General features: G+C 72.8%; 22 protein-coding genes. 8 read left to right on the forward strand and 14 right to left on the reverse strand.

Annotated features, from left to right (window positions below):
* The first annotated feature begins 145 nt into the window (after window positions 1–145).
* Entirely contained in the window at window positions 146–349 is a 204-nt protein-coding gene (locus ACVKXF_RS01165; protein WP_340195721.1) for a hypervirulence associated TUDOR domain-containing protein, read from the forward strand.
* 12 nt (window positions 350–361) lie between these two features.
* Here ACVKXF_RS01165 and ACVKXF_RS01170 read toward each other — a convergent pair whose 3' ends face one another.
* Together ACVKXF_RS01170 and ACVKXF_RS01175 are read right to left on the reverse strand one after the other, a co-directional pair.
* The gene (locus ACVKXF_RS01170; RefSeq protein ID WP_456794594.1) at window positions 362–1,114 is read right to left on the reverse strand and encodes a DedA family protein; all 753 of its coding nucleotides are present in this window, start codon (window positions 1,112–1,114) and stop codon (window positions 362–364) included.
* 51 nt (window positions 1,115–1,165) lie between these two features.
* Entirely contained in the window at window positions 1,166–2,341 is a 1,176-nt protein-coding gene (locus ACVKXF_RS01175) for an ROK family protein (RefSeq protein WP_456794595.1), read from the reverse strand.
* A 36-nt stretch (window positions 2,342–2,377) separates the two neighbouring features.
* Between ACVKXF_RS01175 and ACVKXF_RS01180 the strand changes: the two genes are divergently transcribed.
* Window positions 2,378–4,093 carry a beta-N-acetylhexosaminidase gene (locus tag ACVKXF_RS01180; RefSeq protein ID WP_456794596.1) on the forward strand — a complete coding sequence of 572 codons (1,716 nt, stop codon included), beginning with the start codon at window positions 2,378–2,380 and terminating at the stop codon, window positions 4,091–4,093.
* 199 nt (window positions 4,094–4,292) lie between these two features.
* On the opposite strand, the gene ACVKXF_RS01185 is transcribed toward ACVKXF_RS01180, so the two are convergent.
* From ACVKXF_RS01185 to mtrA, 11 genes are all read right to left on the reverse strand, one after another.
* Window positions 4,293–6,356, reverse strand: a complete 2,064-nt coding sequence (locus ACVKXF_RS01185) for a PTS fructose transporter subunit IIABC (RefSeq protein ID WP_456794597.1) — start codon at window positions 6,354–6,356, stop codon at window positions 4,293–4,295.
* 89 nt (window positions 6,357–6,445) lie between these two features.
* Window positions 6,446–7,441, reverse strand: coding sequence for a 1-phosphofructokinase family hexose kinase (locus ACVKXF_RS01190; RefSeq protein ID WP_456794598.1), 996 nt, complete (start codon window positions 7,439–7,441; stop codon window positions 6,446–6,448).
* Entirely contained in the window at window positions 7,438–8,226 is a 789-nt protein-coding gene (locus tag ACVKXF_RS01195; RefSeq protein WP_456794599.1) for a DeoR/GlpR family DNA-binding transcription regulator, read from the reverse strand. The genes ACVKXF_RS01190 and ACVKXF_RS01195 overlap by 4 nt, the downstream gene beginning before the upstream one ends.
* 328 nt (window positions 8,227–8,554) lie before the next feature.
* Window positions 8,555–9,454, reverse strand: coding sequence for a carbohydrate ABC transporter permease (locus tag ACVKXF_RS01200; RefSeq protein WP_456794600.1), 900 nt, complete (start codon window positions 9,452–9,454; stop codon window positions 8,555–8,557).
* Complete coding sequence (locus ACVKXF_RS01205; RefSeq protein WP_123310457.1) at window positions 9,451–10,479, reverse strand: carbohydrate ABC transporter permease; 1,029 nt, start codon at window positions 10,477–10,479, stop codon at window positions 9,451–9,453. Before ACVKXF_RS01205 ends, ACVKXF_RS01200 begins: the two co-directional genes overlap by 4 nt.
* 3 nt (window positions 10,480–10,482) lie before the next feature.
* Window positions 10,483–11,808: a sugar ABC transporter substrate-binding protein gene (locus ACVKXF_RS01210; protein ID WP_123310459.1), complete on the reverse strand. Its 1,326-nt coding sequence runs from the start codon at window positions 11,806–11,808 to the stop codon at window positions 10,483–10,485.
* 474 nt (window positions 11,809–12,282) lie between these two features.
* Entirely contained in the window at window positions 12,283–12,984 is a 702-nt protein-coding gene (gene hpf / locus ACVKXF_RS01215) for a ribosome hibernation-promoting factor, HPF/YfiA family (RefSeq protein ID WP_123313693.1), read from the reverse strand.
* A 160-nt stretch (window positions 12,985–13,144) separates the two neighbouring features.
* On the reverse strand, window positions 13,145–13,858 hold the full coding sequence (locus tag ACVKXF_RS01220) for a ComF family protein (RefSeq protein ID WP_456794601.1): 714 nt from the start codon (window positions 13,856–13,858) through the stop codon (window positions 13,145–13,147).
* A gap of 100 nt (window positions 13,859–13,958) precedes the next feature.
* Entirely contained in the window at window positions 13,959–15,653 is a 1,695-nt protein-coding gene (locus ACVKXF_RS01225) for a GerMN domain-containing protein (protein ID WP_123313695.1), read from the reverse strand.
* Window positions 15,653–17,269 (reverse strand): MtrAB system histidine kinase MtrB, encoded by a 1,617-nt coding sequence (gene mtrB, locus ACVKXF_RS01230; RefSeq protein ID WP_456794894.1) that lies wholly within the window; start codon window positions 17,267–17,269, stop codon window positions 15,653–15,655. Before mtrB ends, ACVKXF_RS01225 begins: the two co-directional genes overlap by 1 nt.
* Window positions 17,270–17,379: 110 nt before the next feature.
* Window positions 17,380–18,054 (reverse strand): MtrAB system response regulator MtrA, encoded by a 675-nt coding sequence (gene mtrA, locus ACVKXF_RS01235; protein ID WP_123292246.1) that lies wholly within the window; start codon window positions 18,052–18,054, stop codon window positions 17,380–17,382.
* A 319-nt stretch (window positions 18,055–18,373) separates the two neighbouring features.
* Between mtrA and ACVKXF_RS01240 the strand changes: the two genes are divergently transcribed.
* Genes ACVKXF_RS01240 through ACVKXF_RS01260 form a run of 5 tightly spaced genes read left to right on the forward strand, consistent with a single transcriptional unit; the run spans window position 18,374 to window position 23,826 of the window.
* Window positions 18,374–19,600, forward strand: coding sequence for a glycerophosphoryl diester phosphodiesterase membrane domain-containing protein (locus ACVKXF_RS01240; RefSeq protein ID WP_456794602.1), 1,227 nt, complete (start codon window positions 18,374–18,376; stop codon window positions 19,598–19,600).
* Window positions 19,597–20,238 (forward strand): DUF4129 domain-containing protein, encoded by a 642-nt coding sequence (locus tag ACVKXF_RS01245; RefSeq protein WP_456794603.1) that lies wholly within the window; start codon window positions 19,597–19,599, stop codon window positions 20,236–20,238. The genes ACVKXF_RS01240 and ACVKXF_RS01245 overlap by 4 nt, the downstream gene beginning before the upstream one ends.
* Window positions 20,235–21,464 (forward strand): DUF4350 domain-containing protein, encoded by a 1,230-nt coding sequence (locus ACVKXF_RS01250; protein ID WP_456794604.1) that lies wholly within the window; start codon window positions 20,235–20,237, stop codon window positions 21,462–21,464. The genes ACVKXF_RS01245 and ACVKXF_RS01250 overlap by 4 nt, the downstream gene beginning before the upstream one ends.
* 5 nt (window positions 21,465–21,469) lie before the next feature.
* A complete protein-coding gene (locus tag ACVKXF_RS01255; RefSeq protein WP_395872255.1) occupies window positions 21,470–22,474 on the forward strand; it encodes an AAA family ATPase in 1,005 nt (334 codons plus the stop codon).
* The gene (locus ACVKXF_RS01260) at window positions 22,474–23,826 is read left to right on the forward strand and encodes a DUF58 domain-containing protein (RefSeq protein ID WP_456794605.1); all 1,353 of its coding nucleotides are present in this window, start codon (window positions 22,474–22,476) and stop codon (window positions 23,824–23,826) included. Before ACVKXF_RS01255 ends, ACVKXF_RS01260 begins: the two co-directional genes overlap by 1 nt.
* A 12-nt stretch (window positions 23,827–23,838) precedes the next feature.
* Here the strand turns inward: ACVKXF_RS01260 and ACVKXF_RS01265 are convergent, their stop codons facing one another.
* Window positions 23,839–24,837: a stage II sporulation protein M gene (locus tag ACVKXF_RS01265; RefSeq protein ID WP_340196401.1), complete on the reverse strand. Its 999-nt coding sequence runs from the start codon at window positions 24,835–24,837 to the stop codon at window positions 23,839–23,841.
* A gap of 42 nt (window positions 24,838–24,879) precedes the next feature.
* On the opposite strand from ACVKXF_RS01265, the gene ACVKXF_RS01270 reads away from it, so the two are divergent.
* Window positions 24,880–25,749: an RDD family protein gene (locus ACVKXF_RS01270; protein WP_123313701.1), complete on the forward strand. Its 870-nt coding sequence runs from the start codon at window positions 24,880–24,882 to the stop codon at window positions 25,747–25,749.
* The last annotated feature ends 17 nt before the right edge of the window (window positions 25,750–25,766 follow it).

The following is a 25,766-nucleotide window of genomic DNA, read 5'->3' on the forward strand; positions in this document are numbered from 1 at the left end:
CTCACGAGAAACGGTACGCGTCCGACCCCGCTTTTGTGCGGGTGTTATGACATCGTGATCGGCGTACTTCCCTGTGTTCATGCGGATGCATCAGGGTACCGTTCGACCTCCGACCAGGGTGAGCGATCACGCAAGGAGGACAGCGATGGCACTGACGAAGGGTGACGAGGTGCACTGGAACACCTCGCAGGGAAAGACGACCGGAAGACTGGTGCGGAAGCGCACCAGCGACTTCGAGTTCGACGGTCAGACGTTCAAGCCGACCGACGACGATCCGTACTGGATCGTCGAGTCGGAGAAGAGCGGCAAGCAGGCCGCGCACAAGGAGTCGGCGTTGACCAAGGCCTGACGGCGGAGCGGCTCAGTCGCGGGCGGGCTCGGCGCGACGACGACCTCGTGCGCCCCCGCTCGCGGCACCGTCGCCGTCGCCGTCCGCGCGGCGGTCCGCCCGCCACCGTCGGAGCCGGCGGACCACGAAGGTCACCACGACGATCGCGATCGCGACGTAGAGCACCCGGTCGATCCACTCCGTGTACTGCTCGACGCGGTCGTACTGCGAGCCGAACGCGGCACCGAGCAGCACGAGTGCGCTGTTCCAGATGCCACTCGCGATGATCGTGAACACCGAGAACGTGCCGAGGTGCATGCGGTCCGCACCCGCTGGCAGCGAGATGAGGCTGCGCACGATGGGGACGAAGCGGCCGAAGAACACCGCGCTCTTGCCGTGCCGGTGGAACCACCCGGCGGCCTTGCGGAAGTCGTCCTCGTCGACCAGGGGGAGCTTGCCGAACCACCGCGTGGTGCGCTCGAACCCGATCTTCGCGCCGAGCCAGTAGAGCACCAGTGCGCCGAGGTAGGAACCGAGCGTCGCCAGCACGAGGACCAGCACGAGGTTCATCTGGCCGGCGCCGCCGAGGAACCCGGCCAGCGGCAGGATGACCTCGGACGGGATCGGCGGGAACACCGTCTCGACGAAGAGCATGAGCGCGACGCCCCACTCCCCCAGGGCGTCGATGACCTGGAGCACGAGGCCGGACAGCCCGCCCAAGTCCGAGGGCGCGGTGGATTCGCCGCTGGCGACGGTCATGGCACGGGCGGTCACGGCAGTCGTCATGCCCCCAGCATCCCTGAACGCCCTGTCAGGACCCGGCACGGAACCTGAACGTCAGCCGAGTCCCATGTGCGAGGTCCGGACGTGGGTCAGGGAACGCGCGAGGGCGCCCCGGGCCACGGCGTCCCGCCCGACCGTCGACGGCACGATCTCGACCGGGTGTCGGAGCTGCGGCGTGACCACCGCGGCGAGCGCCTCGGCGAACACCGGTGCCGCCGGCAGGACCTCGCCCCCGATGACCACGACCTCGGGGTCGATGGTCGTGACGAGCTGCACGACGCCCGGCGCCACGTCGTCCGCGAAGGCGCGGACGACCTCGACCGCCGCCGGGTCGGGACCGTCCGCACCGCCGCGGCCCGGCGCAGCGCCCCCGCGCCCGGCCGCGGCGAAGACGGACTCGAGGTCCGTGTCGGACGTGATCCGGGCCTCCAGGCGGGCCGGCGCACCGGGCCATCCGGTCGAGGCCAGGCCGCCCATCTCGCCGGCCGCCCCGCGCGCTCCGCGCGCCAACGCCCCGTCGATGACGTAGGCCGCACCGATCTGGCGACCCATCACCAGGTAGAGGCCGTCCTGGACACCGCGGAACCGACCCCACATCGCCTCGGCGGTGGCGGCGAGCTTGGCGTCGTTGTCGAAGAAGGTCGCGACCCCGGGGAAGAGGTCCTGGATCCGGCCGGGCACGCGACGCTCGACCCACTCCGGCACGGCGACCGTGTAGTCGATCTCGCCGGCGCGGTCGACGACGGCGGGCACGCCGAACGTGGCGGCGAGGACGGGGGACGCATCCGAGTCGGCTGTCAGGCGGCGGACCACGTCCTGCACGCTCGTCCATGCCTGCTCCGCGTCGGCGAGGTCCGCGTAGCGCTCCTCGACCCGGGTGAGAATGACGCCGCGCAGGTCGGCGCGGATGCCCACGATGCCGTGCAGCCCGAGGTCCACGCCGAGCACGGAGCCGGCGGTGGCGTCCGCTGCGAAGCGCTTGGCCCGACGACCGGCCTTGTTCGGGGTGGCGATCGCCTCGGCCTCGGTCACCCAGCCCTCGTCGACCAGGTCCGCCAGCGCCGCCTCGACCGTGGGACGGGAGAGCCCGACGGTGCGGCTCAGCTCGGTCACGGTCCGCGACGCGTCGTCGCGCAGGAGCTCGTCGAGGATGGCGCGGGAGTTCATGAGTCGGAGTACCCCCGGCGTCGTCCCCACGACACTCGGGATCGTTGACACGGTCTCGTCCACGGCCATAGCCTCCACATTACGAAAGATCATTGAGGAATGGTGGACTCCGACATGCTCATCCCACGACCGCGCCGCGCCGTGCCCGGCACCGGCGCCTTCGAGATCACCCCGTCGACCCGCATCGCAGCGGACGCAGCGAGCGAATCGGTCCGACTGTACCTGCAGCAGACGCTGCGGGCGTCGACCGGCCAGCCGGTCCGTGACGCGGTCGACGGCGCGACCGCCCACGCCGGCGCCATCTCGCTGCGCGTCTCGGACGACCCCTCGCTGCCCGCAGGCCCACCGTCACCCGAGGGCGAACGCGCCGAGTCCTTCCGCCTGACCGTCACCACCGACGGCGTGGACGTCGTCGGTGGCTCGGCCGCCGGCGTCTTCTACGGCGTCCAGGCACTCCTTCAGCTGCTACCAGCCGACGTCTACCGCAGCGGCCGCGTCGGCACCGGGCCGTGGTCGCTCCCCGCCACCGTCGTCGAGGACGCGCCCGCCTTCGCCTGGCGCGGCGTCATGCTCGACGTCGCCCGGCACTTCCGCACCAAGCACGAGGTCATGCGCGTCGTCGACCAGCTCGCGGCGCACCGGATCAACCGCCTGCACTTCCACCTGACGGAGGACCAGGGCTGGCGCATCGAGATCCGGAAGTACCCGCGTCTGACCGAGGTCGGGTCGTGGCGGCGCGAGTCGCAGGTCGGCGCGCACGTCCCCGACGCCGACGGCGTCCTGCACCCGGCAGCGTTCGACGGCCGGCCGCACGGCGGGTACTACACGCAGGACGACATCCGCGAGATCGTCGCCTACGCGGCGGACCGGTTCGTCACCGTCGTCCCCGAGATCGAGACGCCCGGTCACGTCCGCGCCGCACTGGCCGCGTACCCGTCGCTCGGCGTGCACCCCGAGACACCGGTCGAGGTCTGGACCGAATGGGGCATCGCCGACGACGTCCTGAACGCGGACGACAGCACCGTCGACTTCTTCAAGGACGTCCTCGACGAGGTCATCGCGCTCTTCCCCTCGCGCTACATCGGCATCGGCGGCGACGAGTGCCCGAAGGTGCAGTGGGTCGAGGACCCCCGCACCCAGGAGCGCATGCGTTCGCTCGGCCTCGAGGACGAAGAGCAGCTGCAGGCGTGGATCATCGGGCAGCTCGCGGCGCACGTCGCCTCGCACGGGCGGCGGGCGTTCGGCTGGGACGAGATCCTCGAGGGTGGCACGCTCGACCCGTCGGCGACGATCGTGTCGTGGCGGGGTCTGACCGGTGCGCGGACGGCGGCGAAGCGCGGGCACGACGTCATCTCCTCGCCGGACGACCAGGCCTACCTCGACTACCGGCAGAGCGACCTGGCGACCGAGCCGATCCCGGTGTCGATCGTGCTCACGGTCGACGACGTGTTCGCCTTCGACCCGGTGCCGTCCGGCCTGACCGAGTCCGAGCGGGCGCACGTCATCGGCGGCCAGGGCAACATGTGGACGGAGCACGTCGACACCGCCCGGAAGCTCGACTACCAGCTGTTCCCGCGGGTCGCGGCACTGGCCGAGGCCCTCTGGTCGGCGGACGTCACCGGTCCGCGCGACGTCGCCGAGTTCCGCGGGCGGCTGGCGGAGCACACCGCGCGGCTCGAGGCGATGGGGATCGAGTACCGGCACGAGGCGGGGCCCTTCCCGTGGGAGCAGCGGCCCGGGGTCCCCGGTCGGCCGCACTCGCGCGAGGACCGCGCCGCCTACATCGACGCGATCACCGCCAACATCGCGGAGTAGGGAGCGCCCCGGGCGGGCGGGCGCTCGCGTCGAGGTTCCACGACTCGCCGCTCACTTCCGTCGAGGTTCCACGGAGGCCCGCGTGCGCCCCTGAGGTTCCGAGATCTCGGAACCTCACGGGGTGGGCGCGACCACGAACGGACGGGAGGCCCGGTGCCAGCTGGCACCGGGCCTCCCGTCCGTCACACGGTGACGTCGACTACACGGCGACGGCCACGCGGTCGTCGGCCGTCTCGGACACGGCGGCGTCCGCCGCCGGGGCCCGGCGCACGAACTTCTTCAGCCCGACCAGGACCAGCGCGGACACGATCGTGCCGGCCAGGATCGCGACGATGAACATCGCGACGTCCCCGATGGCGAAGAACACGAAGATCCCGCCGTGCGGCGCCCGCGAGGTCACACCGGCCGCCATCGAGATCGCACCCGTGACAGCGGCCCCGACCATCGACGCCGGGATGACGCGCAGCGGGTCGGCGGCAGCGAACGGGATCGCGCCCTCGGAGATGAAGGACGCTCCGAGCAGCCAGGCGGCCTTGCCGTTCTCCCGCTCGGGCTTCGTGAACCCGCGGCGGTAGAGGACGGTCGAGGCGAGTGCCAGCGCGAGCGGCGGCACCATGCCGGCGGCCATCACGGCGGCCATGATCTCGAACGGCACGACGTTGGTGGCGGTCCCGGCACCGAGCCCGGCGACGGCGAACGCGTAGGCGACCTTGTTGACCGGGCCACCGAGATCGAAGGCCATCATCAGGCCGAGGATGATGCCGAGCAGGATCGCCGAGGCGCCGGACAGCGAGTTGAGGAACTCGGTCAGCTGCGTCATCAGCCAGGCGATCGGACCGCCGAGCACGAGCAGCATGAGGCCGGAGGCGATGATCGAGGCGAAGAGCGGGATGATCACGACGGGCATCAGGCCACGCAGCCAGCGCCAGGTCGGGATGCGCCCGATCCAGTACGCGGCGGCGCCGGCGATGAGGCCACCGATCAGACCACCGAGGAACCCGGCGTTCATGAAGACGGCGATGGAACCGGCGACGAAGCCGGGCGCGATGCCGGGCCGGTCGGCCATGGCGTAGGCGATGTACCCGGCGAGTGCTGCGACCAGGAACCCGAGCGACACGGAGCCGATCTGGAACGCGGCGGCACCGAGGTAGTACCGGAGGCCGCCCGACGGGAGGTCGAGCAGCGTCGAGTGCTGCAGCGTCCAGACGGCGTTGTTCACGCCGTCGTCCCCGTGGTCCAGCGCGATGCCGTACCCGGCGAGCAGGAAGCCGAGCGCGATGAGCAGCCCGCCGCCCGCGACGAACGGGATCATGTAGCTGACACCGGTGAGCAGCCAGCGCTTGAGGGCCTGCCCGAAGTGCTCGTTCTTCGTGTTCGTCTCGGTCGTCGCAGCACCACCCTGCACGCGTGCGGCGTTCGGGTCCTCCGAGGCGCGGATGGCCTCGGCGATCATCTTGTCGGGCTCGTCGACGCCGCGCTTGACGGGGCCGGAGACGAGCGGCTTGCCGGCGAAGCGCCCGCGGTCGCGGACGTCGACGTCGACCGCGAACACGACGGCGTCGGCGCGGGCGATCAGGGCGGGGTCGAGGGGCTCGACCTGCGAGGAGCCCTGGGTCTCGACGTGCATCTCGGCGCCGGCGCGCTGCGCCGCGGCGACGAGGGCATCGGCCGCCATGTAGGTGTGCGCGATGCCGGTCGGGCAGGCGGTGACGCCGACGAAGACCTTGCGGCCCGCCTCGGGTGCGGGAGCCGGACTGGAGGCACTGCTCGCCTTCCCGACGCCGGCTTCGGACACCTCGCCGCTCACCTCGCGGTCGACGAGCTGGACGATCTCGTCCGGGGTGGCTGCGGCGCGCAGGGCGGCGGTGAAGTCGTCGCGGATGAGCGCACGGGCCAGGGTGGACAGGACCGTCAGGTGGTCCTTGTCGGCGCCTTCGGGCACGGCGATCATGAACACGATGTCGGCGTCGCCGTCGGGGGCGCCGAACGACACCTTCCGGGCGAGACGCGAGAACGCCAGGGTCGGTTCGGACACCGACGCCGAACGGGCGTGCGGGATCGCGATGCCACCGGGCACGCCGGTGCCGACGCTGGCCTCGCGCTTGATGGCGTCCTCGGCCAGGACAGCGCCGTCGGCGGCACGGCCGGTCGCGGCGACGCGGTCGGCGAGGATGCGGATGACGTCGGCCGAGGTGGCACCGAGGTCCTCGTCGAGGCCGACGAGCTGGGCGCTGATGAGGCGCGGACTCGAGTCTGCGGACATGTGCTTGCTCCTTCGCAATGGCGCTGGTCGCGCGGGTCGTGCAGGTGTTCGGGGAGTGGGGGGCTGGCTGCGGGGTGTTCGGGCGGGCGTCAGGCGGGCTCGGGTGCCGGGTGCGTCGTGAGCACCCGGACCGAGATCGCCGTCGGGTCGGTGTGGTCGAGGGCGGGCACGTCGCTGCCGGGCAGGGCTGCGGCGGCGGCTCCGGTCGCGACGGCCTGGGCGAGGCGCTGCTCGGGTGACGCTCCGGCCACCTCGGCGAGCAGGTAGCCGGCGAGCGAGGAGTCCCCCGCGCCGACCGTGGAGCGGGCGACGATCCGCGGCGCGGCGGCGGCGAAGGCCCCTTCGCCGGAGACCAAGACGGCGCCGGCGCTGCCGAGGGTGAGCAGGACGGTGTCGACGTTCCGGTCACGCAGGCGCTGCGCGGCGGCCACGGCGGCGTCGAGGTCCTGCTCGTAGGTGTCCGGGTCGCCACCGACGACCTCGGCGAGCTCCTCGGCGTTCGGCTTGACCAGGTCGATCCGCTCGCCGGACTGCAGCAGCGCGGTGAACGGGACACCGGACGAGTCGACGGCGATCCGGACCGCTTCGCCGTGGCGTGCACGGACGGCGCGGACGAGTACAGCGAGCGCGTCGTCGGGCAGGCCCGGCGGGAGTGACCCGGCGAAGACCACCCAGCGGGCGGCGGGGCCGGTGGCGGTCGCTGCTGCGGCGTCGGCGACCAGGGTGGCGAGGTCGTCGAGGCGTCCGGCGAGCGATGGCCCGGGTTCGTTGAGCTTCGTGGTGGTGCCGGTCGGCTCGGTGACGGTGACGTTCGAGCGGAGCGGCGCACCGATCGGCAGCGCGGCGGTCGGGATGCCGCGCGTGGCCAGGCCGAGCAGCACCGGGTCGAGGTCGTCGCCGGGCAGCACGGCGATCGTGTCCCCACCGCTGGCGACGACCACCCGGGACACGTTGACGCCCTTGCCGCCGGGCTCCGCGGTGGAGCGGGTGGCGCGCTGGACGGCGCCGCGCTGCAGTTCGCCGGCGAGCTCGATGGTGCGGTCGAGGCTCGGGTTCGGGGTCACGGTGACGATGCGGGCGTTCATGCGACGACCACCTCGACATCGGCGTCGGCGAGCGCACCGGCGAGGTCGGCCGGGGGCTGCTCGTCGGTCACGAGCGTGTCGATCTCGTCGAGGCGGGCGAAGCGCATCAGGGCCTCGACCCCGTGCTTCGCGGCGTCTGCGAGCACGACGGCGCGGCGGGCGGCGAGGACGTAGGCGCCCTTGACGGCGGCCTCGTACTCGTCCGGGGTGCTCAGCCCGAAGCCGGCGGACAGGCCGTTCGTGCCGACGAAGGCGATGTCGGGCCGCAGGGCGCCGATCTGTTCTACCGTGGCAGTGCCGACCGCGGCGCTGGTGACCCCGCGCACCCGGCCGCCGAGCAGGTGCAGCTCGACGTGCTCGCTGTGCTGCAGGGTCGCGGCGATCGGCACGGAGTTCGTGATGACGGTGAGGGTCGCGCCGGCGGTGGCGGGTTCCCAGCGTGCGAGTTCGGCGGCGACGGCGGCGCAGGTGGTGCCGGCGTCGATCGCGATCGAGCCCGTGAAGGTCGAGGGCACCAGGCGCATCGCAGCGCGGGCGATCTCGGACTTCGCGGAGCCGTGCTGGCCCTCGCGCTCGGCGACGGAGAGTTCGACGACGCTCGAGCGACCGATCGGCACCGCTCCCCCGTGCACGCGACGGAGGACCCCGGCGGACTCGAGGGCGTCGAGGTCGCGGCGGACGGTCTCGGTGGTGACGTCGAAGTGCTCGGCCAGGTCGGCGACGGAGACCCGGCCGGCGTCCTGCAGCGCTGCTGCGATCGCGTCGTGCCGCTCGGTTGCGTACATGCCCGAACTCCTTCGTTCCCGTGGGTTTCAGGAACCATAAGCCACAAACCCACACAAACACAACCACCCCGCTCGCCCCGCCCGGCGCTCCCCCTCTCCCCGAGGTTCCGAAATCTCGGCATCTCGCGCCGCCCACAGCCCGTCCGTGGAACCTCGGCGTCACGCACGCGGCATGTCGTGGAACCTCGGCGGGCGGCACACGCACGAACGCCAGGCACACGCACGAACGCCAGGCACAAGCACGAACGCCCGACCCACGCACGAACGCCCTGCACACGCACGAACGCCCCGCCGTGCTCGTGCACGACGGGGCGTTCAGGTGCGACGGTCAGCCCTTCACGGCCCCCGCGGTCATCCCGCTGACGAGTCGACGCTGGACGATCAGGAAGAAGACGACCACGGGGATCGAGAACAGGACGCTCGCCGCCATCAGCCCGCCGAAGTCCGTGCCCTTGTTCGTCGAGAACCCGGCCAGCCACACGGGCAGCGTGTACATCCCCTGGTCCTTGAGCATCACGTACGCGATCAGGTAGTCGTTCCACGCGGCGATGAACGCGAACACGCTCGTCGCGATGACCCCGGGCATCACGAGCGGGAACAGCACGCTCCACAGGATCCGGAAGGTGCCGGCGCCGTCGACCTTCGCGGCCTCTTCGATCTCGACGGGTACGGCCACGAAGAACCCGCGCATCACCCAGATCGAGAACGGCAGCACGCTCGCGACGTACGCCAGGATCAGCCCCACGTAGCTGTTGAGCAGCCCGAGCGTCTGGAACGACAGGAACAACGGGATGAGCAGGGCGCCCGACGGGATCATCTGCACGAACAGGATGCCGACCAGGATCGCCCGTCGCCCGCGGAACCGGAACCGCGACAGCGCCGCCGAGGCCAGGAACCCGACCACGATCGACAGCAGGACGGCGGCCACCACCACGATGGTCGAGTTCCGCAGGTAGACCAGGAAGCCCTCTTGTGTGAGCGCCCGGGTGAAGTTGTCGAGCGTCGGGTGCAGCGGCGCCCAGATCGGGGTCATGGTGGTGACCTCGTCCGCCGGCTTGAAGGCGGTGTTCACCATCCAGTAGATCGGGAACACCCACACCAGGCAGAACACGACCGCGATGGTGTTGGCGACCACGCGCGGCTTCCGCCTCCGCGCCCGCACGGGTGCGGGCGCGGGCGCGGCAGCGGGTGCGACACCCGCGCCGCGTGCTGCGTTCGAGACGGTCACAGGTCCTCCTCCCCGCTGCGGACGAGCCGGCGGATGTAGTAGCTGGTGAGCGCGCCGAGGATCACGGTCGAGATGACGGCGATCGCGGCGCCCTGGCCGTAGGCGTTGGAGACGAACGACTTCACGAACGTCCAGATGCCGAGCGTCAGGGTGGCCTCCTCCGGGCCGCCCCGGGTGAGCAACCAGATCTGGTTGAACACGTTGAAGTCCCAGATCACCGACAGGATCGACACGAGCAGCAGGGTCGGTGCGAGTGCCGGCAGCGTGATCGCGCGGTACATCGTCCAGGTCGAGGCGCCGTCGAGCGCCCCGGCTTCGTAGTACTCCGGCGCGATCTGCGACTGCGCGGCGTACAGCGTCAGGGCGACGAACGGCACGGCCTGCCAGATCACGAGCGTGAGCACGATCGTGTAGGCCTGCCCGGGGTGCGACGCCCAGTTGTCCTGCGTGTGGTCGCCGAACACCCGCAGCTGCGTGATGAGCCAGTTGAGCACGCCGTAGAAGGGCTGGAAGAGCCACTGCCAGACCAAGCTCGACGCCACGTTCGGCATCGCCCAGGCCAGCACGAGCACAACGCTGACGACGGTGCGCATCGCGACGCCGAGCCGGGTGAGCAGTTGTGCGACGCCCATCCCGATGACGATCGTGCCGAGCACCATCGCCCCGGTGACCAGGACGGTGCGCAGGATGACCGGCCAGAACGACGCGTCGGTCAGGACGTTCGTGTAGTTCGAGACGCCGGCGAACCCGGCCTCCCCGGTGAAGATCGCCCGGAGCCCGTAGTCCTGGAACGAGATGACGACGAGTCGGACGAGCGGGTAGACGACGAGCGCGAGCAGCAGGATCGCCGCTGGGGCGAGCAGGACGAGCGGTGCCCGCGACGCCACCGCCGACCGACGACGCGCCCCGCGGCCGGGACGAACCGGCCGCCCCGACCCAGTACCGCCGACGCCCCCGATCCCCCCGCCGCCGGCGACCGGCTCGGACTGCTCCGAACCGGTCGCCTGCTCCGCAGTGGAGGTCATCGACTACGGCTGCGCGTTCAGCGCGGTCGTGAGGTGCTTCGAGAAGCCCTCGGCGGCCTGCTCCGGCGACTTCCGTCCGGTGGCGATGTCCGCGAACATCGACTGGAACGACGCGTCACCCTCGATGGTCGCCCAGCCCGGCGTCGCCGGGGTCGGACGGCTCGTGCCGGCTGCCGCGAAGTACGGCTTGTGCAGGGTGTCGACGTCGTCGGCCACCGCGTCGAGCAGCTCGGTCGAGTTCGGCTCCCAGCCGTCGACGCCGAACACCTGGTCCTGCTGGAACTCCTTCGAGGTCAGGATCTTCAGGTAGTACAGCGCGAGGTCCTGGTTCGCGGCCTTCGCCGGGATGCCGAGGTCGGACCCGCCGAGGAACACCGGCTGCGTCTTGCCGGCCGTCTGCGACGGCATCGGGAACGTGCCGATCTGGTCGGCGAGCGCGGGCTTCGCGGTGGTGATCGAACCGATCTCCCACGCCGAGCCGAGGAACGCCGAGGTGTTGCCCTGCGCGAAGACGTCGCTCTGCGAGGGCTTGTCGGTGTTGATGTCCTGCGTCGACTTCGCGGAGTAGTCGTTCTGGAACGTCTTCCACGCCGTCAGGCCCTTCACGGCGTCGTCGGAGTCGAGCGTGCCGGTCCACTTGCCGTCCTCGTCGGAGGCGATCTCGCCGCCGGCGTCCCAGACCCACTGCAGCCCGCCGTACCAGTACTGGCCGGGCATGTAGAAGGCGGAGAAGTCGCTCGCCGTGTTGGCCGCCTTGACCTTGTCCAGGTCGGCGGTGAGCTCCTCGTACGTGGTCGGCACGTCGGTGACGCCGGCGTCCTTCCAGACCTTCTTGTTGTAGACGACGGCCCGGTTGCCCGCGAAGAGCGGTGCGCCGTAGAGCTTGTCGTCGACGGTGGCCGGCCCCTCGAGCCCGGTCAGCCAGGTCTGGCCGTCCTTGAGTTCGTCGCGGTACGGCGTGAGGTCCATCAGACCACCGGCCGCCGCGTACACCGGCACCTGCGTGTTGCCGAGGTCGACGACGTCCGGGGCGTCGTCCTGGGCGAGTGCCGTGGTGAGCTTCGTGGTGATCCCGTCCCACTGCTGGGTCTGGATCTTCACCTTCGCCCCGGTGTCCTTCGTGAACTGCTCCTGGGCGGCGTCGAGGACCTTGTCGCTGAGGTCGCCGTTCATCATCCAGACGGTGATGGTCTTGCCCTTGCCATCGGGTGTGCCGATGGACTTCGTGCCACCGTCGGAAGCTCCGTTGCTTCCGGCGGAGCACCCGGTGAGGGCGAGCGCGGCCGCCAGGCCGAGCGCACCGAGTGCGGCGAAACGCGTGCGTGTCACGTTGACTCCCTTGGTCCGACCTTTATGAAAGGACGTTGCGTATTCGCAATAGAAGACCTTCCGGGAGCCCTTGTCAACCGTTGGATCGGTCCCTGTGGGAAGGTTCGATCCGCGTGTTTCCGGGGGATCACGGATGGCGAACAGATCGTCGCCAACGCTTGACACGACTGGTCATGACCAGCCATCATCTGCGTCGCGCGTCGACGGGGTGGACCGGACGACCGGGAGGCCCGGGGGGCGGGGGGGGGGGCCCCCCCCCGGCCCCCCCGCCCCCCCCCCCCCCCCGCGCGCGGCCGGCCGCGGGCGGCGCGGGGGGGAGCCGCGGGGGCCCCCCCCGGGCCCCCCCCCCCCCCCCGGCCGCCCCCCCCCGGGGGGGGGGGGGGGGGGGGGGGGCGGGGGGGGGGCCCCCGGGGGGGGGGGGCCCCCCCCCCCCGCCCCCCCCACACCGGGTCGGACGAGTCCGCGGCGATCGCGTCAGGCGAGCGCGGCGGCGGGCTCGGCGTCCGCCGACGCCGTGGCGCCGGTCTGGTCGTCGATGCCGATCACGCCGTAGTCCCAGCCCTTGCGCCGGTAGACCACGCTCGGGCGGTGGGTCTCGGCGTCGACGAACAGGTAGAAGTCGTGCCCGACGAGCTCCATGAAGTACAGGGCGTCGTCAACCGTCATCGGGGCGGCCTCGAACACCTTGTGCCGGATCACCACGGGGCTGTAGACCTCGGTGTCGTCCTCCTCCGTCGTCTGCTCGTCGACGACGGGGACCGCGCCGGTGGCGACGTCCTCGATGAGTCGGCCGTCGGCGGGGACCACCCCCATGCCGTCGAAGGCACTGCCGGCGGCCTCGGCCACCGAGGTCGGACGGTGACGACCGCGGTGCACCTTGCGCCGGTCGCGGGCACGGCGCAGGCGTTCCATGATGCGGGCGAAGGCGAGGTCGAAGGCGGCGTACTTGTCGGACGCCGCGGACTCCGCCCGCACGAGGGGCCCGGGACCGATGAGCGTGAGCTCGATGCGGTCCTCGCCCTGGCTGCCGCCGGACTTCTCGTGGTGGCGGCTGATGCGCACCTCGAAGGCGAGCGCACGGTCAGCGAGCACGTCGATCTTCTCGGACTTCTGTTCGACGTAGGTGCGGAATCGGTCGGTGACCCCGACGTTCCGGCCTGTGATCGTCACGTCCATGTCGCGGCTCCCATCGAGCTTCGGCGCGTCGCCTCCATCCGGCGAACCCGAACGCCTTGTCGCGAGGCTAGACCCGCGGCTGGTCCGGCGTCACGGTGCGGCGGCGAGTCCGCCGGACACTCACCGGACGCACAGTGGCCACCCGGTGTTCACCGAGGCGTCAGTCCTCGACGCTCGCGACGGCGACGCACCGGACGACCCGACCGCCCGCGGCCCGCACCGCGCGGACGCCCTCGGCCATCGTGACGCCGGTCGTCACGACGTCGTCCACCAGCACGACGTCCCGCCCCTCGACCCCGTGGGCCCGCAGCGTGCCGACGGTCGCCGCGACCCGCTCGATCGCCGTCCGTTCCTTCTGACCCGGCCCACCGTCCGCAGGTCCGCCCCGTCCCCGCACCCGCAGGAGTCGCCCGGTGCCGCGGACGCCGCCGCGGGCGAGCAGCAGCACCACGGGGTCGAACCCGCGCCGCCGTGCCCCGGCCCGCGACGGCGGCACCCGCAGCACCACCGTGCCGGCAGGGGCCTCGGCGAGCGCCGCGCGGACGAGCGTGCCGAACCGACCGCCGAGTGGACGTGCCACGTCGACCCGGCTCCGGAGCTTCAGCTCGAGGAGCAGCGTGCGGACGAGCCCCTCGTACTCGAACGCGGCGTCGAGCCGGACCCCCGCGACGAGGCGCACCCGACGCGGGCGTGCGGCCAGGTCGGCGCGGCAGGCCCGGCAGAGCGCACGGTCCGGGCGTCCGCAGCCCAGGCACTCCACGGGCAGGAACAGACCGAGCACGGCGAACGCGGCGTCCCGCCACGGCGTGGGCGAGCTCGGGGCGGTCGCCTCCGCGGTGCTCGTCCCGGCGGTGGGATGGTCCTCGGTGCGCATGCGACGAGTGTGGTGGCGACCGGACGGCGGGCGCGGGCCGGCGGTCCGGACGGTGGACGGGCCTCCTGGCCGGGGTGGGTGTGGAGGGGAGACCGCGTCGTCAGCGCTGGACGCCGAGCACGTCCGCGGTGACGCCGGTCGTGTCCCAGCCGCCACCGGTGGACTGCAGCACCGACCCGCTCGACATCCGGAGGAGCAGTGCACCGCCGCTGCCGCCGCTGATCGACGTCGCACGACCGTCCGGCTTCGGCAGGGTGCTCGACTGGCCGCCGATGGTGGTCCGCACCACGTTCGGCCCGGCCGTGGTCTGCCCGACCGAGGCCACGTCGGTGTCGTTCACCCACGTCGCCCCCACCGCGTCGCCGGTGGCCGCCTGCACGCGGACGGCTGCACCGAACGACGTCGGCGACCGGTCGGACCCGCGGATGACCGCCATGACGTACAGGCCGGGGCCGTCCGCGGTCTCGATCAGGGCGAGTGCCCGGGTGGAGTCGCGGGACACCTGGAACGACACGAGCTCGCCGCGCGGCAACGACGTCGCGACCTGGTGCGGGTCGCCGCCGAGGCCGTACGCGGTGATCCGGCGGGTGTCCGACGACTGGCCGACCCAGACGAACCCGAGGTCGTCGATCGAGGGGGCGACCAGGTCCTCGCGCGCGTCGACGCGCAGGTGGTCGTCGCCGCGCACGACGACGGCGCCGTCGCGGTTGCCGACGGCGGCCGTGGTGCCGGAGGCGGACAGCGCGATCGAGGTCGGGTCGAGGTCAGCCACGGTGTCGCCGACGCCGCCGCCGAGCTTCGCGACCTTGCCGGTGCCCGTGGCCGCGTAGCCGACGACGCCGTCCTCGTCGACGAGGGGTCGGGGGTCCACGTCCGGGTTCTGCTGCGCGTTCGCCCCACCCGAGTCGGGCACGGACACGCTCGCTCCCTCGATGGTCATCGACACCGACGAGATCGTGGCGACCGAGGCGAGGGACTTGCTCAGCTGCTCGCGCATCCGGACGCGGTCGACGGTGCTGGCGCCCAGCGCGTCGCTGGACAGGTCGACGAGCGCGGTGCCGCTGTCGATGGTGACGGCGTTCAGGGAGAGCTGGGTGCCCTCCGGGAACGACGAGACCACGGCGCCCTTCAGCCAGTCGGCGGGGCCGGCGAGCAGGGCGCTGGCGATGCGCGTGCTCGTGGACGAGCGGGCGAGGAACCAGCGCTCGTCCGGCACGAGGAACCGGAACGTCGGGTCGTAGAAGTACAGGGCGTGCTGCTGGAAGACCGAGTCGAAGCTGACCGGGGACAGGATGATGCCGTCCGGCGCGTAGGCGATGCGCCACTCGCCGTCCTCGCGGGTGAACTGGAACGTCAGCGTGGACGAGGTCGGGCGGACCGCCTGCGTGTACTCCCCCTCGGAGTCGACGGTGGCGCTCGCGGTGAGCGTGTACGTCAGCTCGCGGTCGTCGGCGCGCTCGACGGTGCCGCTGCCGTCGCGGATCGTGACGCCCTGGCGCGGGTTCCACTGCTGCGAGAAGTCCGAGGCCAGGAACTGCCGGGCGATCGCGTAGTTGTCCTGCGCACCGGTCGCCGCCGCGATGAACCCGCGCAGGATCGCCGTCTGGTCGGAGCCGGTGATCGGCTTGTCCGGCCGGAAGTCGACGCCGGAGAGCGACTCGTCCTTGATCGTCTGGCCGGTGCGGACGGCGCCGTCGACGGGGATGGCGGCGCAGGCGGTGAGCGCCAGCACGCTGACGGCGGCCAGTGCCGCGGCGACGACGTGCCGGAGCCGGGGACGGGGACGGGAACGCATCAGGACTCCTCTCGCACGGCGCGGGGGCCGTCGTACGACTCGTCGAGCTCGGGCAGCGGGATCGCCGACGTCGCGGCGGTGCCCTGTTCGTTGCGGGGCAGGGTGAGCACGAACGTCGACCCGTGGCCGGGGCGGGACCACACGTCGATCCGACCACCGTGCAGCTTCGCGTCGCCCAGGCTGATCGCGAGCCCGAGACCGGTGCCGCCGATGGTGCGCTTGCGGCTCGGGTCGGCACGCCAGAACCGGTCGAACACCCGGGCGGCGTCCTCCGGCGGCATGCCGACGCCCTGGTCGCGCACGGCGATGGCGACCGTGCGGGCGTCGCTGTCGACGACGACCTGGACGGGCTTGGCGTCACCGTGCTCGATCGCGTTGCCGACCAGGTTGCGCAGGATGCGGCGGACCCGCTTGGCGTCGAGCCGCATCGTGGTGTGGCCGCCCGGGGTGGCGAGCTGCAGGTCGATGCCGGCCCGTTCGGCGAGGGGGCGGAACTCCTCGACGATGTCCGCGGCGAGCGCCGCGGGCACCGACGGCTCGGTGTCGAGCTGGACGGCCTGGGCGTCGTAGCGGGAGATCTCGAGCAGGTCGGCGAGCAGCAACTCGAACCGTTCCACCTGCGCGTGCAGGAGTTCGGCCGAGCGACCGACCGACGGCTCGAACGCGTGCCGCGAGTCGAAGAGCATGTCGCCGGCGAGCCGGATCGTGGTGAGCGGGGTGCGCAGCTCGTGGGACACGTCGGACACGAAGCGCTGCTGCACGCGGGAGAGCTCGGCGAGCTGCGTGATCTGTCGGCTGACGGCCTCGGCCATGCCGTTGAAGCTGCGCGCGAGGGTCGCCAGGTCGTCCTGGCCGCGCACCGGGATGCGTTCGTCCAGACGGCCGGCGGCGATCTTGCGGCTCGTCTCCGCTGCCTCGCGGATCGGGACCACGACCAGCCGGACGACGAGCGAGGTCACCAGGGCGATGAGCACCATGAGCGCGACGCCGCCGATCGAGAGCGTCTGCGACACGAAGTCCAGGGTCTGCTGCGCGTCGGACAGGTCGTAGACCAGGTACAGCTCGTACTGGCCGGCGCTCGGGATCTGCAGCGTCGAGCCGACGGCCAGCCCGGGCACGCGGCGGCCGTCGTCGTCGAGCTGCACGGGCTGCAGGCTGAGCTTGCCGGTGTTCGCGCCGACCTCCTTGCGCAGGGCGTCGGTGATCACGGCGTCCGGGAAGTCCTGGCTCGCGATGGTCTGCAGCGTCTGCGGCGTGGACTGGTCCGGGCTCCGCTCGATCGCGATGCTCGTGCCGCCGGGGCTGGTCGTGTTCGACAGGATCGCCTGCTGCGCCTCGTTCTGCAGCGTCTCGAGCTCGGACTGGTTGTTGTCCTCGGCGGCGGTGGCGGCGTCGAAGATCCCCTGCGCGACGATGGTCGCCCGGGCCGACTCCGACTCGATCTGGTCGCGGCGCTGCGAGTAGACGTTCGTCGAGATGCTCACCATGACGGCGGTGCCGATGATCCCGACGGCCAGTCCGGTCGTCATCACGGTGATGGCGACCGAGCGGAACATCAGGGACCGTCGCCACACGTACGCGACGGGCCGCCAGCCACGACGGACCCAGCGCCGCATCCGTCGCCGACCGCGGCCGACCACGCCGATCGACACGGTGGCCGCGCCGGGGGCGGCACCGGATGCCGTGCCGGGACCGGTGCCGGCGGGCGGGGCGGGCGGCACGGTGGTCAGGCTCCTCCGGCGCGGTACCCGACGCCGCGGACCGTGGTGACGGTCTTCGGGTTGTCGGGGTCGTGCTCGATCTTCGCGCGCAGGCGCTGCACGTGCACGTTCACCAGGCGGGTGTCGGCCTTGTAGTGGTAGCCCCAGACCTGCTCGAGGAGCATCTCGCGGGTGAAGACCTGGTTCGGCTTCTCGGCGAGCGCGCGGAGCAGGTCGAACTCGAGGGGGGTGAGCGCGATGACGGTGTCGCCGCGGCGCACCTCGTGCCCGGCGACGTCGACGGTCACGTCACCGACGTGCAGGACCGTGGCGTCGGTGGCGCTCGGCCGCAGCCGCGTGCGGATGCGGGCGACGAGCTCCTTCGGGTTGAACGGCTTGACGACGTAGTCGTCGGCACCGTTCTCGAGGCCGAGGACGACGTCGGCGGTGTCGCTCTTGGCGGTGAGCATGATGATCGGCGTGCCGCTCTCGGCGCGGATGCGCTTGCAGACCTCGATGCCGTCGATGCCCGGGAGCATCACGTCGAGCAGGACGAGGTCCGGCTTCGTGCTGTGGAACGCGTCGACGGCGTCGTTGCCGTCGGCGCTGAACTCGGGTTCGTAGCCCTCCGAGCGGAGGACGATGCCGATCATCTCGGCGAGGGCCTGGTCGTCGTCGACGACGAGGATGCGCGGTGTCATGTGATGTGGACTCCGTGTGGCGTGCGGGTGGTGCCGGGTCGGCACGTGTCCCCACACGATAGCCGAGGCCCCGTCACGCGGCGTTTTCCGCCAGGATGGACGTGGACCGCGCGTCGCAGCGCGGACCGACACGACGAAGGGGGCCGAGGTCATGTCCGATTGGCAGACGCCGGGCGGTGGACGGCAGGGTGCGGGACAGCAGGGTCCGTGGCAGGGGCACGAGCAGCCGGGAGGCCCGCCCCACTCCTCCGCGCCGCGACCGCCCGCCCCGGGGCCGGGTCGACCGCCCGGCGACCGACAGCCGTCCGGCTCGCGTCCGGTGATCCCCCTCCGCCCGCTCGGGCTGGGTGACGTCCTCAGCGGCGCGTTCACGGTCTTCCGCCGCAACGCCCGCGTCCTGCTGCTCTGGAGCGTGCTGCTCAGCGGCGTGCTCGGGCTGCTCTCCACCCTCGTCAGCACCTTCGGCCAGCAGGCGCTGCAGTCGCGGATGATGACCGCGTTCGACGGCAACGGTGGTGGCGACACGATCGTCGCGGGCTCGGTGACGCTGTGGATCCTGCTGACGATCGGCCTGCCGTTCCTGGCGTACCTCGGGCGCGGGTTCCTCGTCGCGCCCGTCGCCGCGGACACCGGGCAGCGCGTGCTCGGCCGCCGTGCGACGTTCCGGGGCCTCTGGGCGTTGCTCGCCGGGCGGCGGTGGCCGGTCGTCGGGTGGATGTTCGTGCAGATCGGCGCGGGTCTCGTCGTCGGCATCGTCGTCGTGGTGGTCTTCGTCGCGTTCTTCGCGGCGCTCGGCGCCGGGGACGCCAGCGCCGGGTGGTTCGTGCTCGCCGTCTTCCTGATGGTCCTCGGCCTCGGCGTGGTCCTGACCTGGCTCGGCATCCGCTTCGCCTTCACGGTGCCGACCATCGCGCTCGAGGGCCGACCGGTGTTCGCCGCCGCCGCGCAGTCGTGGCGGCTGACCCGCGGTGCGTTCTGGCGGACCTTCGGCATCCTCCTGCTCGTGCAGGTGATGTTCGGCGTCGCGGCGTCGATCGCCTCGGCGCCGCTCACCATCGGGGCGGTGCTCGTCGGCGGGGTGTTCGACCCGCTCGGGCAGACCGACGCGTCATCGGGGATCGGTGGCGGCGCCCTCGTCCTGATCGTCATCGGCAGCCTGCTCGCGATCGCCGTGCAGTGCATCACCGACGTGCTGAGCGCGGCGGTCGTCACCTTCCTGACCATCGACCGGCGGATCCGGACCGAGGCCCTCGACCAGCGCATCGCGTCGCACCTGGACACCGGGCAGCCAGCCGACCCGTTCGCTCCGTCGGCACCGGTCGCCCGACCGCCGTGGCCGCAGCAGCAGCCCTGGGCCGGGCAGCAGCAGCCCTGGGCCCAGCAGCAGCCGTGGGCCCAGCAGCAGCCGCAGCAGTGGCCCGGACAACCCCCGCAGGCATGGCCCGGACAACAGCAGGCGCAGCAGCCTTGGCCCGGACAGCAGCAACCGTGGCCGCACCACCCGCCGCAGCAGGGACAGCACCGTCCGCCGGACGGGACCGCATGACCGCGGTCGACCCCGACGAGGCCCGCCGGCTGCTCGAACGCGAACTCGATCGGCCCGCCTACGACGGCGCCCACGTGACCTGGTGGGACCGCGCGTCACGGACGTTCCTGGACTGGCTCGGGTCGCTCCGCGCCGACGGACTCGACTCCCCCGTCGCAGCCCGCACCGCCCTGGTGATCGCGATCGTGGTGCTCGTCGCCGTCGTGGTGCTCGTGGTCGTCGCCCGCGGGCTCCCCCGACGTCGCGCACGCAGCGGCACGGACGACACCGGCGGGGTGTTCGACGACGACGACCTCCGGTCCGCCCGTGAACTGCTCGACGCCGCCCGGTCCGCGATCAGCCGGGGCGACTGGTCGGCTGCGGTCCTCGACGGTTTCCGTGCGACCGCCCGCGGCCTCGGCGAGCGCGATCTCGTCCGCGACGTCCCCGGTGCCACCGCACAGACCATCGCCGCCCGCGCAGCCGTCCCGTTCCCCGCCGAAGCCGCCGCGCTCGACGGCGCCGCCACGGCCTTCGACGCCGTCCGCTACCTCGGGCTCGACGCCGACGAGGCCACCGCCCGGCGGGTCCTCGACACCGAGCACGCCGTTCGCCAGGCCCGTCCGGCCAGGTCCGTGGGGCCGGAGGTGCCGGCATGAGCACCAGCACCGCCACCGCGACGCCGCGCTCGGGCGCACCGGCACCGGAGCAGCCCGAGGGCCGCCGGTTCCGGTTCGGCTTCTGGGCCGCGATCGTGGTCGTCGGACTCGTGCTCGCCGTGCTCACCGCCGTGGTCCAGGGCGCCGAGGGCCCGGACCGCCGGCCGCTCGACCCGACGTCCACCACGGCGAGCGGATCGGCTGCGCTGGTCCGTGTCCTGGAGCAGCGGGGCACCTCCGTCCGGGTCACCGACCGTGCGGACGGGATCGACGGCGGCACGGTGTTCGTCGACGACTCCGACGGGGTCCTCGACCCCGCGGTCGCCGAGCGCATCGCCCGGACCGCGGAGCACGTGGTCCTGGTGGGTGTCGACTCCACGCCGTTCACGTCCTTCGGGCTCGACGTCACGACGGCGACGGCGCCCGGGGGCGGCGACACCGTGTCGACCGCGTCGTGTGCGATCCCGGCCGCGGCATCGGCAGCGCGGGTGTCCACCGACGGGTACGGCTACACGGTGGACGACCCCGACGCTGACCGGTGCGCGCCGTCCGGCAGCGGCGACGACCGGGCCTGGGGACTCGTCCGCGCGGCGACGCCCGGCGGTGACGTCACCCTGGTCGGCACCACGTCGGCCCTCCGCAACGACACGATCACGACCGCCGGGAACGCCGCGCTCGCCCTCGGGCTGCTCGGGGCTGACGACCGCCTCACCTGGTACACACCGACCGTCGGCGCACCCGACGCGGCCCCGACGCTCGGCGAGCTCGCGCCGCCGTGGGTGCCGAGCGGCATCGCGCTGCTCGCCCTGGTCGCCGTCGCCGCCGCGGTGTGGCGCGGCCGCCGCCTCGGGCCACTCGTCGTCGAACGGATGCCCGTCGTGGTCCGCGCCGCCGAGACCACCGAGGGCCGGGCCCGGATGTACGCCCGCACCCACGACCGCACCCACGCCCTGGACACCCTCCGCGTCGCCGCGGTCCGCCGGATCGGTCGGCTGCTCGGGCTCCCCCGCTCCGCGCACGTCGACGACGTCGTGCGCGCCGCAGCCCGCGCGACCGGCATCCCCCACGACCGCGTCGGCGCCGTCCTCGTCGGCGGTCCGACCACCGACGACCGCGCCCTCGTCGAGGGCACGAGGGCACTCGACGACCTCGAACGGGCCGTCCGACGATCCGCCTCGGGCGACCGTCCCAGCACCGACCACGACCGACCAGGAGCACGACCGTGACCGACCTGCCAGCAGTCCCCGACCAGCACGACCGACCCCGGCAGGACCCCGTCCCGGGCGACGCCGGCCTGCGCGACGCCTTCGGGCGCGTCCGGGCCGAGGTCGCCAAGGCCGTCGTCGGACAGGAGGGCGCGGTGTCCGGCATGATCGTCGGACTCCTGGCGCAGGGGCACGTGCTGCTCGAGGGCGTCCCCGGCGTCGCCAAGACCCTGCTCGTCCGCAGCCTGGCCGCCGCGATGTCGCTCGACACCAAGCGGATCCAGTTCACGCCGGACCTGATGCCCGGCGACGTCACCGGGTCGCTCGTGTACGACGCCTCCACCGGGACGTTCCCGTTCCGCGAGGGCCCGGTCTTCACCAACGTGCTGCTCGCCGACGAGGTGAACCGCACGCCCCCGAAGACCCAGTCCGCCCTGCTCGAGGCGATGGAGGAGCGGCAGGTCAGCGTGGACGGCGACGCCCGGCTGCTGCCCGACCCGTTCTTCGTGGCCGCGACGATGAACCCGATCGAGTTCGAGGGCACGTACACGCTCCCCGAAGCGCAGCTCGACCGCTTCCTGATGAAGCTGACGCTCGACATCCCGCCGCGCGACGTGGAGTGGCAGGTCCTCCGCCGGCACGCCGACGGCTTCGTGCCGCGAGACGTCCGGTCGGCCGGCATCACCCCCGTGGTCGGCGTCGACGAGGTCCTCGCCGCGCAGCGCGCCGTCCGTGCCGTCGGTGCCCGCGACGACGTGCTGGCGTACATCGTCGACCTCGCCCGCGCCACCCGCCAGGCACCGTCCGTCCGGGTCGGGGTGAGCCCGCGCGGTGCGACGGCCCTGCTCGCCGCGGCGAAGGCCTGGGCGTGGCTCACCGGCTACGACGCCATCACGCCCGACCACGTGCAGGCGATGACCCTGCCGGTCTGGCGGCACCGGCTCCGGGTGGCCGCCGACGCCGAGCTCGAGGGCGTCGGCGCCGACGGGGTGCTCCAGCAGGTGCTCGAGCAGGTGCGGGTGCCGATCTAGTGGCGGTCTCCGGCCGGTTCGTCGCGCTGCTCGCCGTCGCGATCGTGCCCACCGTGCTGCTCGCCAGCGGGTGGGCCGGTCTGGCGTGGGTCGTGGTCGTGCTGCTCGCCGCCGCCCTCGACGTCCTGCTCGCCGCCGACCTGACACGCGTGCGCATCGAACGGCGCATGCCGCGACTGGCCCGGCGCGACAGCACCGCCGACGGCACGCTCGTGCTCGCGAACGACGGCGGGCGGGTGCTCCGGGGCATCGTCCGCGACATGTGGGAACCCTCCGCCGGGCACCGGCCGCGCCGGATCCGGATGACGGTCCCCGCGGGTGAACGACGGACGGCACGGATGCGGTTCACCCCGTTCCGCCGCGGCCGCCGACGCACCGCCGGCGTCGCGGTCCGGGCCTTCGGTCCGCTCGGTCTCGCCGCTCGACAGCGGGTGGTGGCGGCTCCGGGTGAACTGGTCGTGACCCCGCCGTTCCGCTCGCGACGGCACCTGCCGTCGCGGTTGGCCCGGTTGCGCGAGCTCGACGGCGAGACCACCCTGCAGCTCCGCGGCCACGGCACCGAGTTCGACTCACTGCGCGACTACGTCCGGGGCGACGACGTCCGCTCGATCGACTGGCGGGCGACCGCCCGACGGCAGGACCTCGTGGTCCGCACCTGGCGTCCCGAGCGCGACCGCCGGGTCGTGGTCGTCGTCGACGCCGGACGTGCCGGAGCCGGCAGGGTCGCGGACGAACCACGCCTCGACACCTTCATCGAGTCCGCACTGCTCCTCGGCGCCCTGGCTGCGGCCGCCGGCGACCGGGTCGACCTGGCGGTCCTCGACGACAGCATCCACGACCGCGTGCACGGTGCCACGCGCACCGACGTCGTCCAGCGGTTCGGCGAGGCCCTCGCGATGGCGGAACCCGGACTCGCCGCGACCGACTGGTCCGCGGTGCCGGCGCTCGTCGACTCGATCACGACGTCCCGAGCGCTCGTCGTCCTGGCGTCGAGCCTCGACTCGGTCGGTGCCTCCGGTGACCTGCTGGCGGTGCTGCCCCGGCTCACCCGGCGGCACGCCGTCGTCGTGACGAGCATCGAGGACCCGGCGGTGCAGCGGACCGCACGCGGCGGGGTGGACCCGGCCACGACGATCCGGACGGCGCGGGGCGGACGAGTGCCGGGCCTCCCCACCGGCGCGGAGCGCGACGTGTACCGACGGGCCGCCGCCGAACGCACGCTGCTCGATGCCGACGGCGTCGCCGACGTCGCACGACGTGCCGGCGCCGAGGTGGTCCGCGGCGCACCGGAGGACGTTCCGCCGCTCGTGGCGGACGCCTACCTGCGCGCGAAGGCCACGGGCCGGCTCTGAACCGACCCGCCGCTACCCGGCGACCAGCGCGGACGTGCCGCGCTCGAACTCGTCGAGGTCGCCGCGCTCCCCGGCGCGGTACGCACGACCACCGAGCACCCACTGGTACGCGAGGACCGCGGCGAGCGCGACCGTCCCGATGCCGATCTTGACCGGCCACGGCCAGTCCTGGCGGGTGACGACGCCCTCGACCAGGCCGGAGAGCAGCAGGGTCAGCGTCAGGCCGACCGCGATCGTGATCAGTGCTCGGCCGTCCTCGGCGAGGGCCTGCGCGCGGGTGCGGTGCGGACCCGGCGCCACCCAGGACCAGAAGATCATCAGGCCCGCCCCGCCGGCGAGGAACACCGAGTACAGCTCGAGCTGACCGTGCGGGGCGATGTAGAGGAAGAAGTCGGCCAGGCGACCCTGCGAGTGCATGATCGCGGCGGACACCCCGAGCCCGACGGCGTTCTGCATGATCGAGAACGGCACGAAGACGCCCGTGATCCCGAACGCGACCATGGTCGCCGCGATGTACGCGTTGTTCGTCCACACCTGCGCCGTGAACGCGCCGAGGCCGTGGTCGGAGTAGTAGTCGACGAAGTCCTGCGTGGCGTACTGGCGGAGCGCCTCCGGCGTCCCGAAGGTCGCCGTCGCCCCCGGCGTCGTCGTGATCCACACGGCCACGATCGCGCCGATCGCCGCCGTCGCCAGCGCCACCCAGATCGTCACCCAGCGGATCCGGTACAGCGCAGCGGGCAGGTGCCGGGTGAAGAACAGGGCGACCGCGGTGAGCGGGTCGACCGGGGTGCCGGTGAAGCGCAGACGGGCGCGGTACAGCGTGAGGGACAACCGGTCACCGGTCGCCGTGCGGGGCGCTGCACCGCGGATGCGGGCCAGGTCCGTCGCGGCGGCCTGGTAGCCGGAGACGAGCTCGTCGACGTCGGCACCCGTGGTGTGTCGGGCGCGCGCGAGGCGGTCGAGTTCCTGCCACCGGTCGCGGTGCACCTCGGCGTAGGCGTCCAGGTCCACGTGTTCCCCCTCGTGTCGGCCGACTTCCGACAGAATGATCCCATGTCGAAGCCCCGCACGCCGCGCGACCTCGCCGATGCCCGGTTCTCGCTCGCCCTCGACGAGACCGCCGACGAGCTCGTGGTCGGCGAGGCGGTCGCGCTCGACGTGCAGCCCGCCGGACTCGTGCTGCGGTTGGCGTCGGCCCTCCTCGACGGGGTGTGCCTGCTCGTCCTGTACCTGCTCCTGGTGTTCGGGGTGTCCCGGCTCTGGCCGAGCGGCGTCGACGACGCGTGGGGCGCCGCGCTGAGCATCGCCCTGTTCGTCGCCGTGCTCGTGCTCGTGCCGGCCGCCGTCGAGACGGTGACGCGGGGCCGCAGCGTCGGGCGGTACGCGGTCGGCACCCGGGTCGTCCGCGTCGACGGCGGTGCCATCGGGTTCCGGCACGCGTTCACCCGCGCACTCGTCGGGCTGTTCGAACTGTGGATGACGTTCGGGTCGGTGGCGCTGCTCGTCGCGCTGTTCGGCAGTCGTCCACGGCGACTCGGGGACCTGCTCGCCGGCACCGTCGTGCAGCACGAGCGGTTGCCGAAGCAGCGCGACCCCCAGGTCGTGCTGCCGCCGGAGCTCGCGGCCTGGGCGACGGTCGCGGACGTCTCGGCGCTGCCGCAGCGGCTCGAGAACCGGCTCGGCGCGTTCTTCCGCGGGGCCGCCGTCATGCGCCCCGAGCTCCGGGAGTCCGCCGCCCGCGCGCTGGCCGCGGACGTCGCGGCCTTCGCCCACCCGGTGCCGCCGGTCCCCGCCGAGGTGTTCCTCGCCGGTGTCGTCGTGCTGCGGCGCGGGCGGGACGTGCAGGCGCTGCGCTCCCGCGTCGCCGTGCTCACCGCGGCGGGGGCGTCGGCGTCGGCGCGGCCGCCGGGGTTCCCGCGCTGAGGCGCGGCGCTGGCGCG

This window comes from Curtobacterium sp. PvP017 (assembly GCF_054060195.1).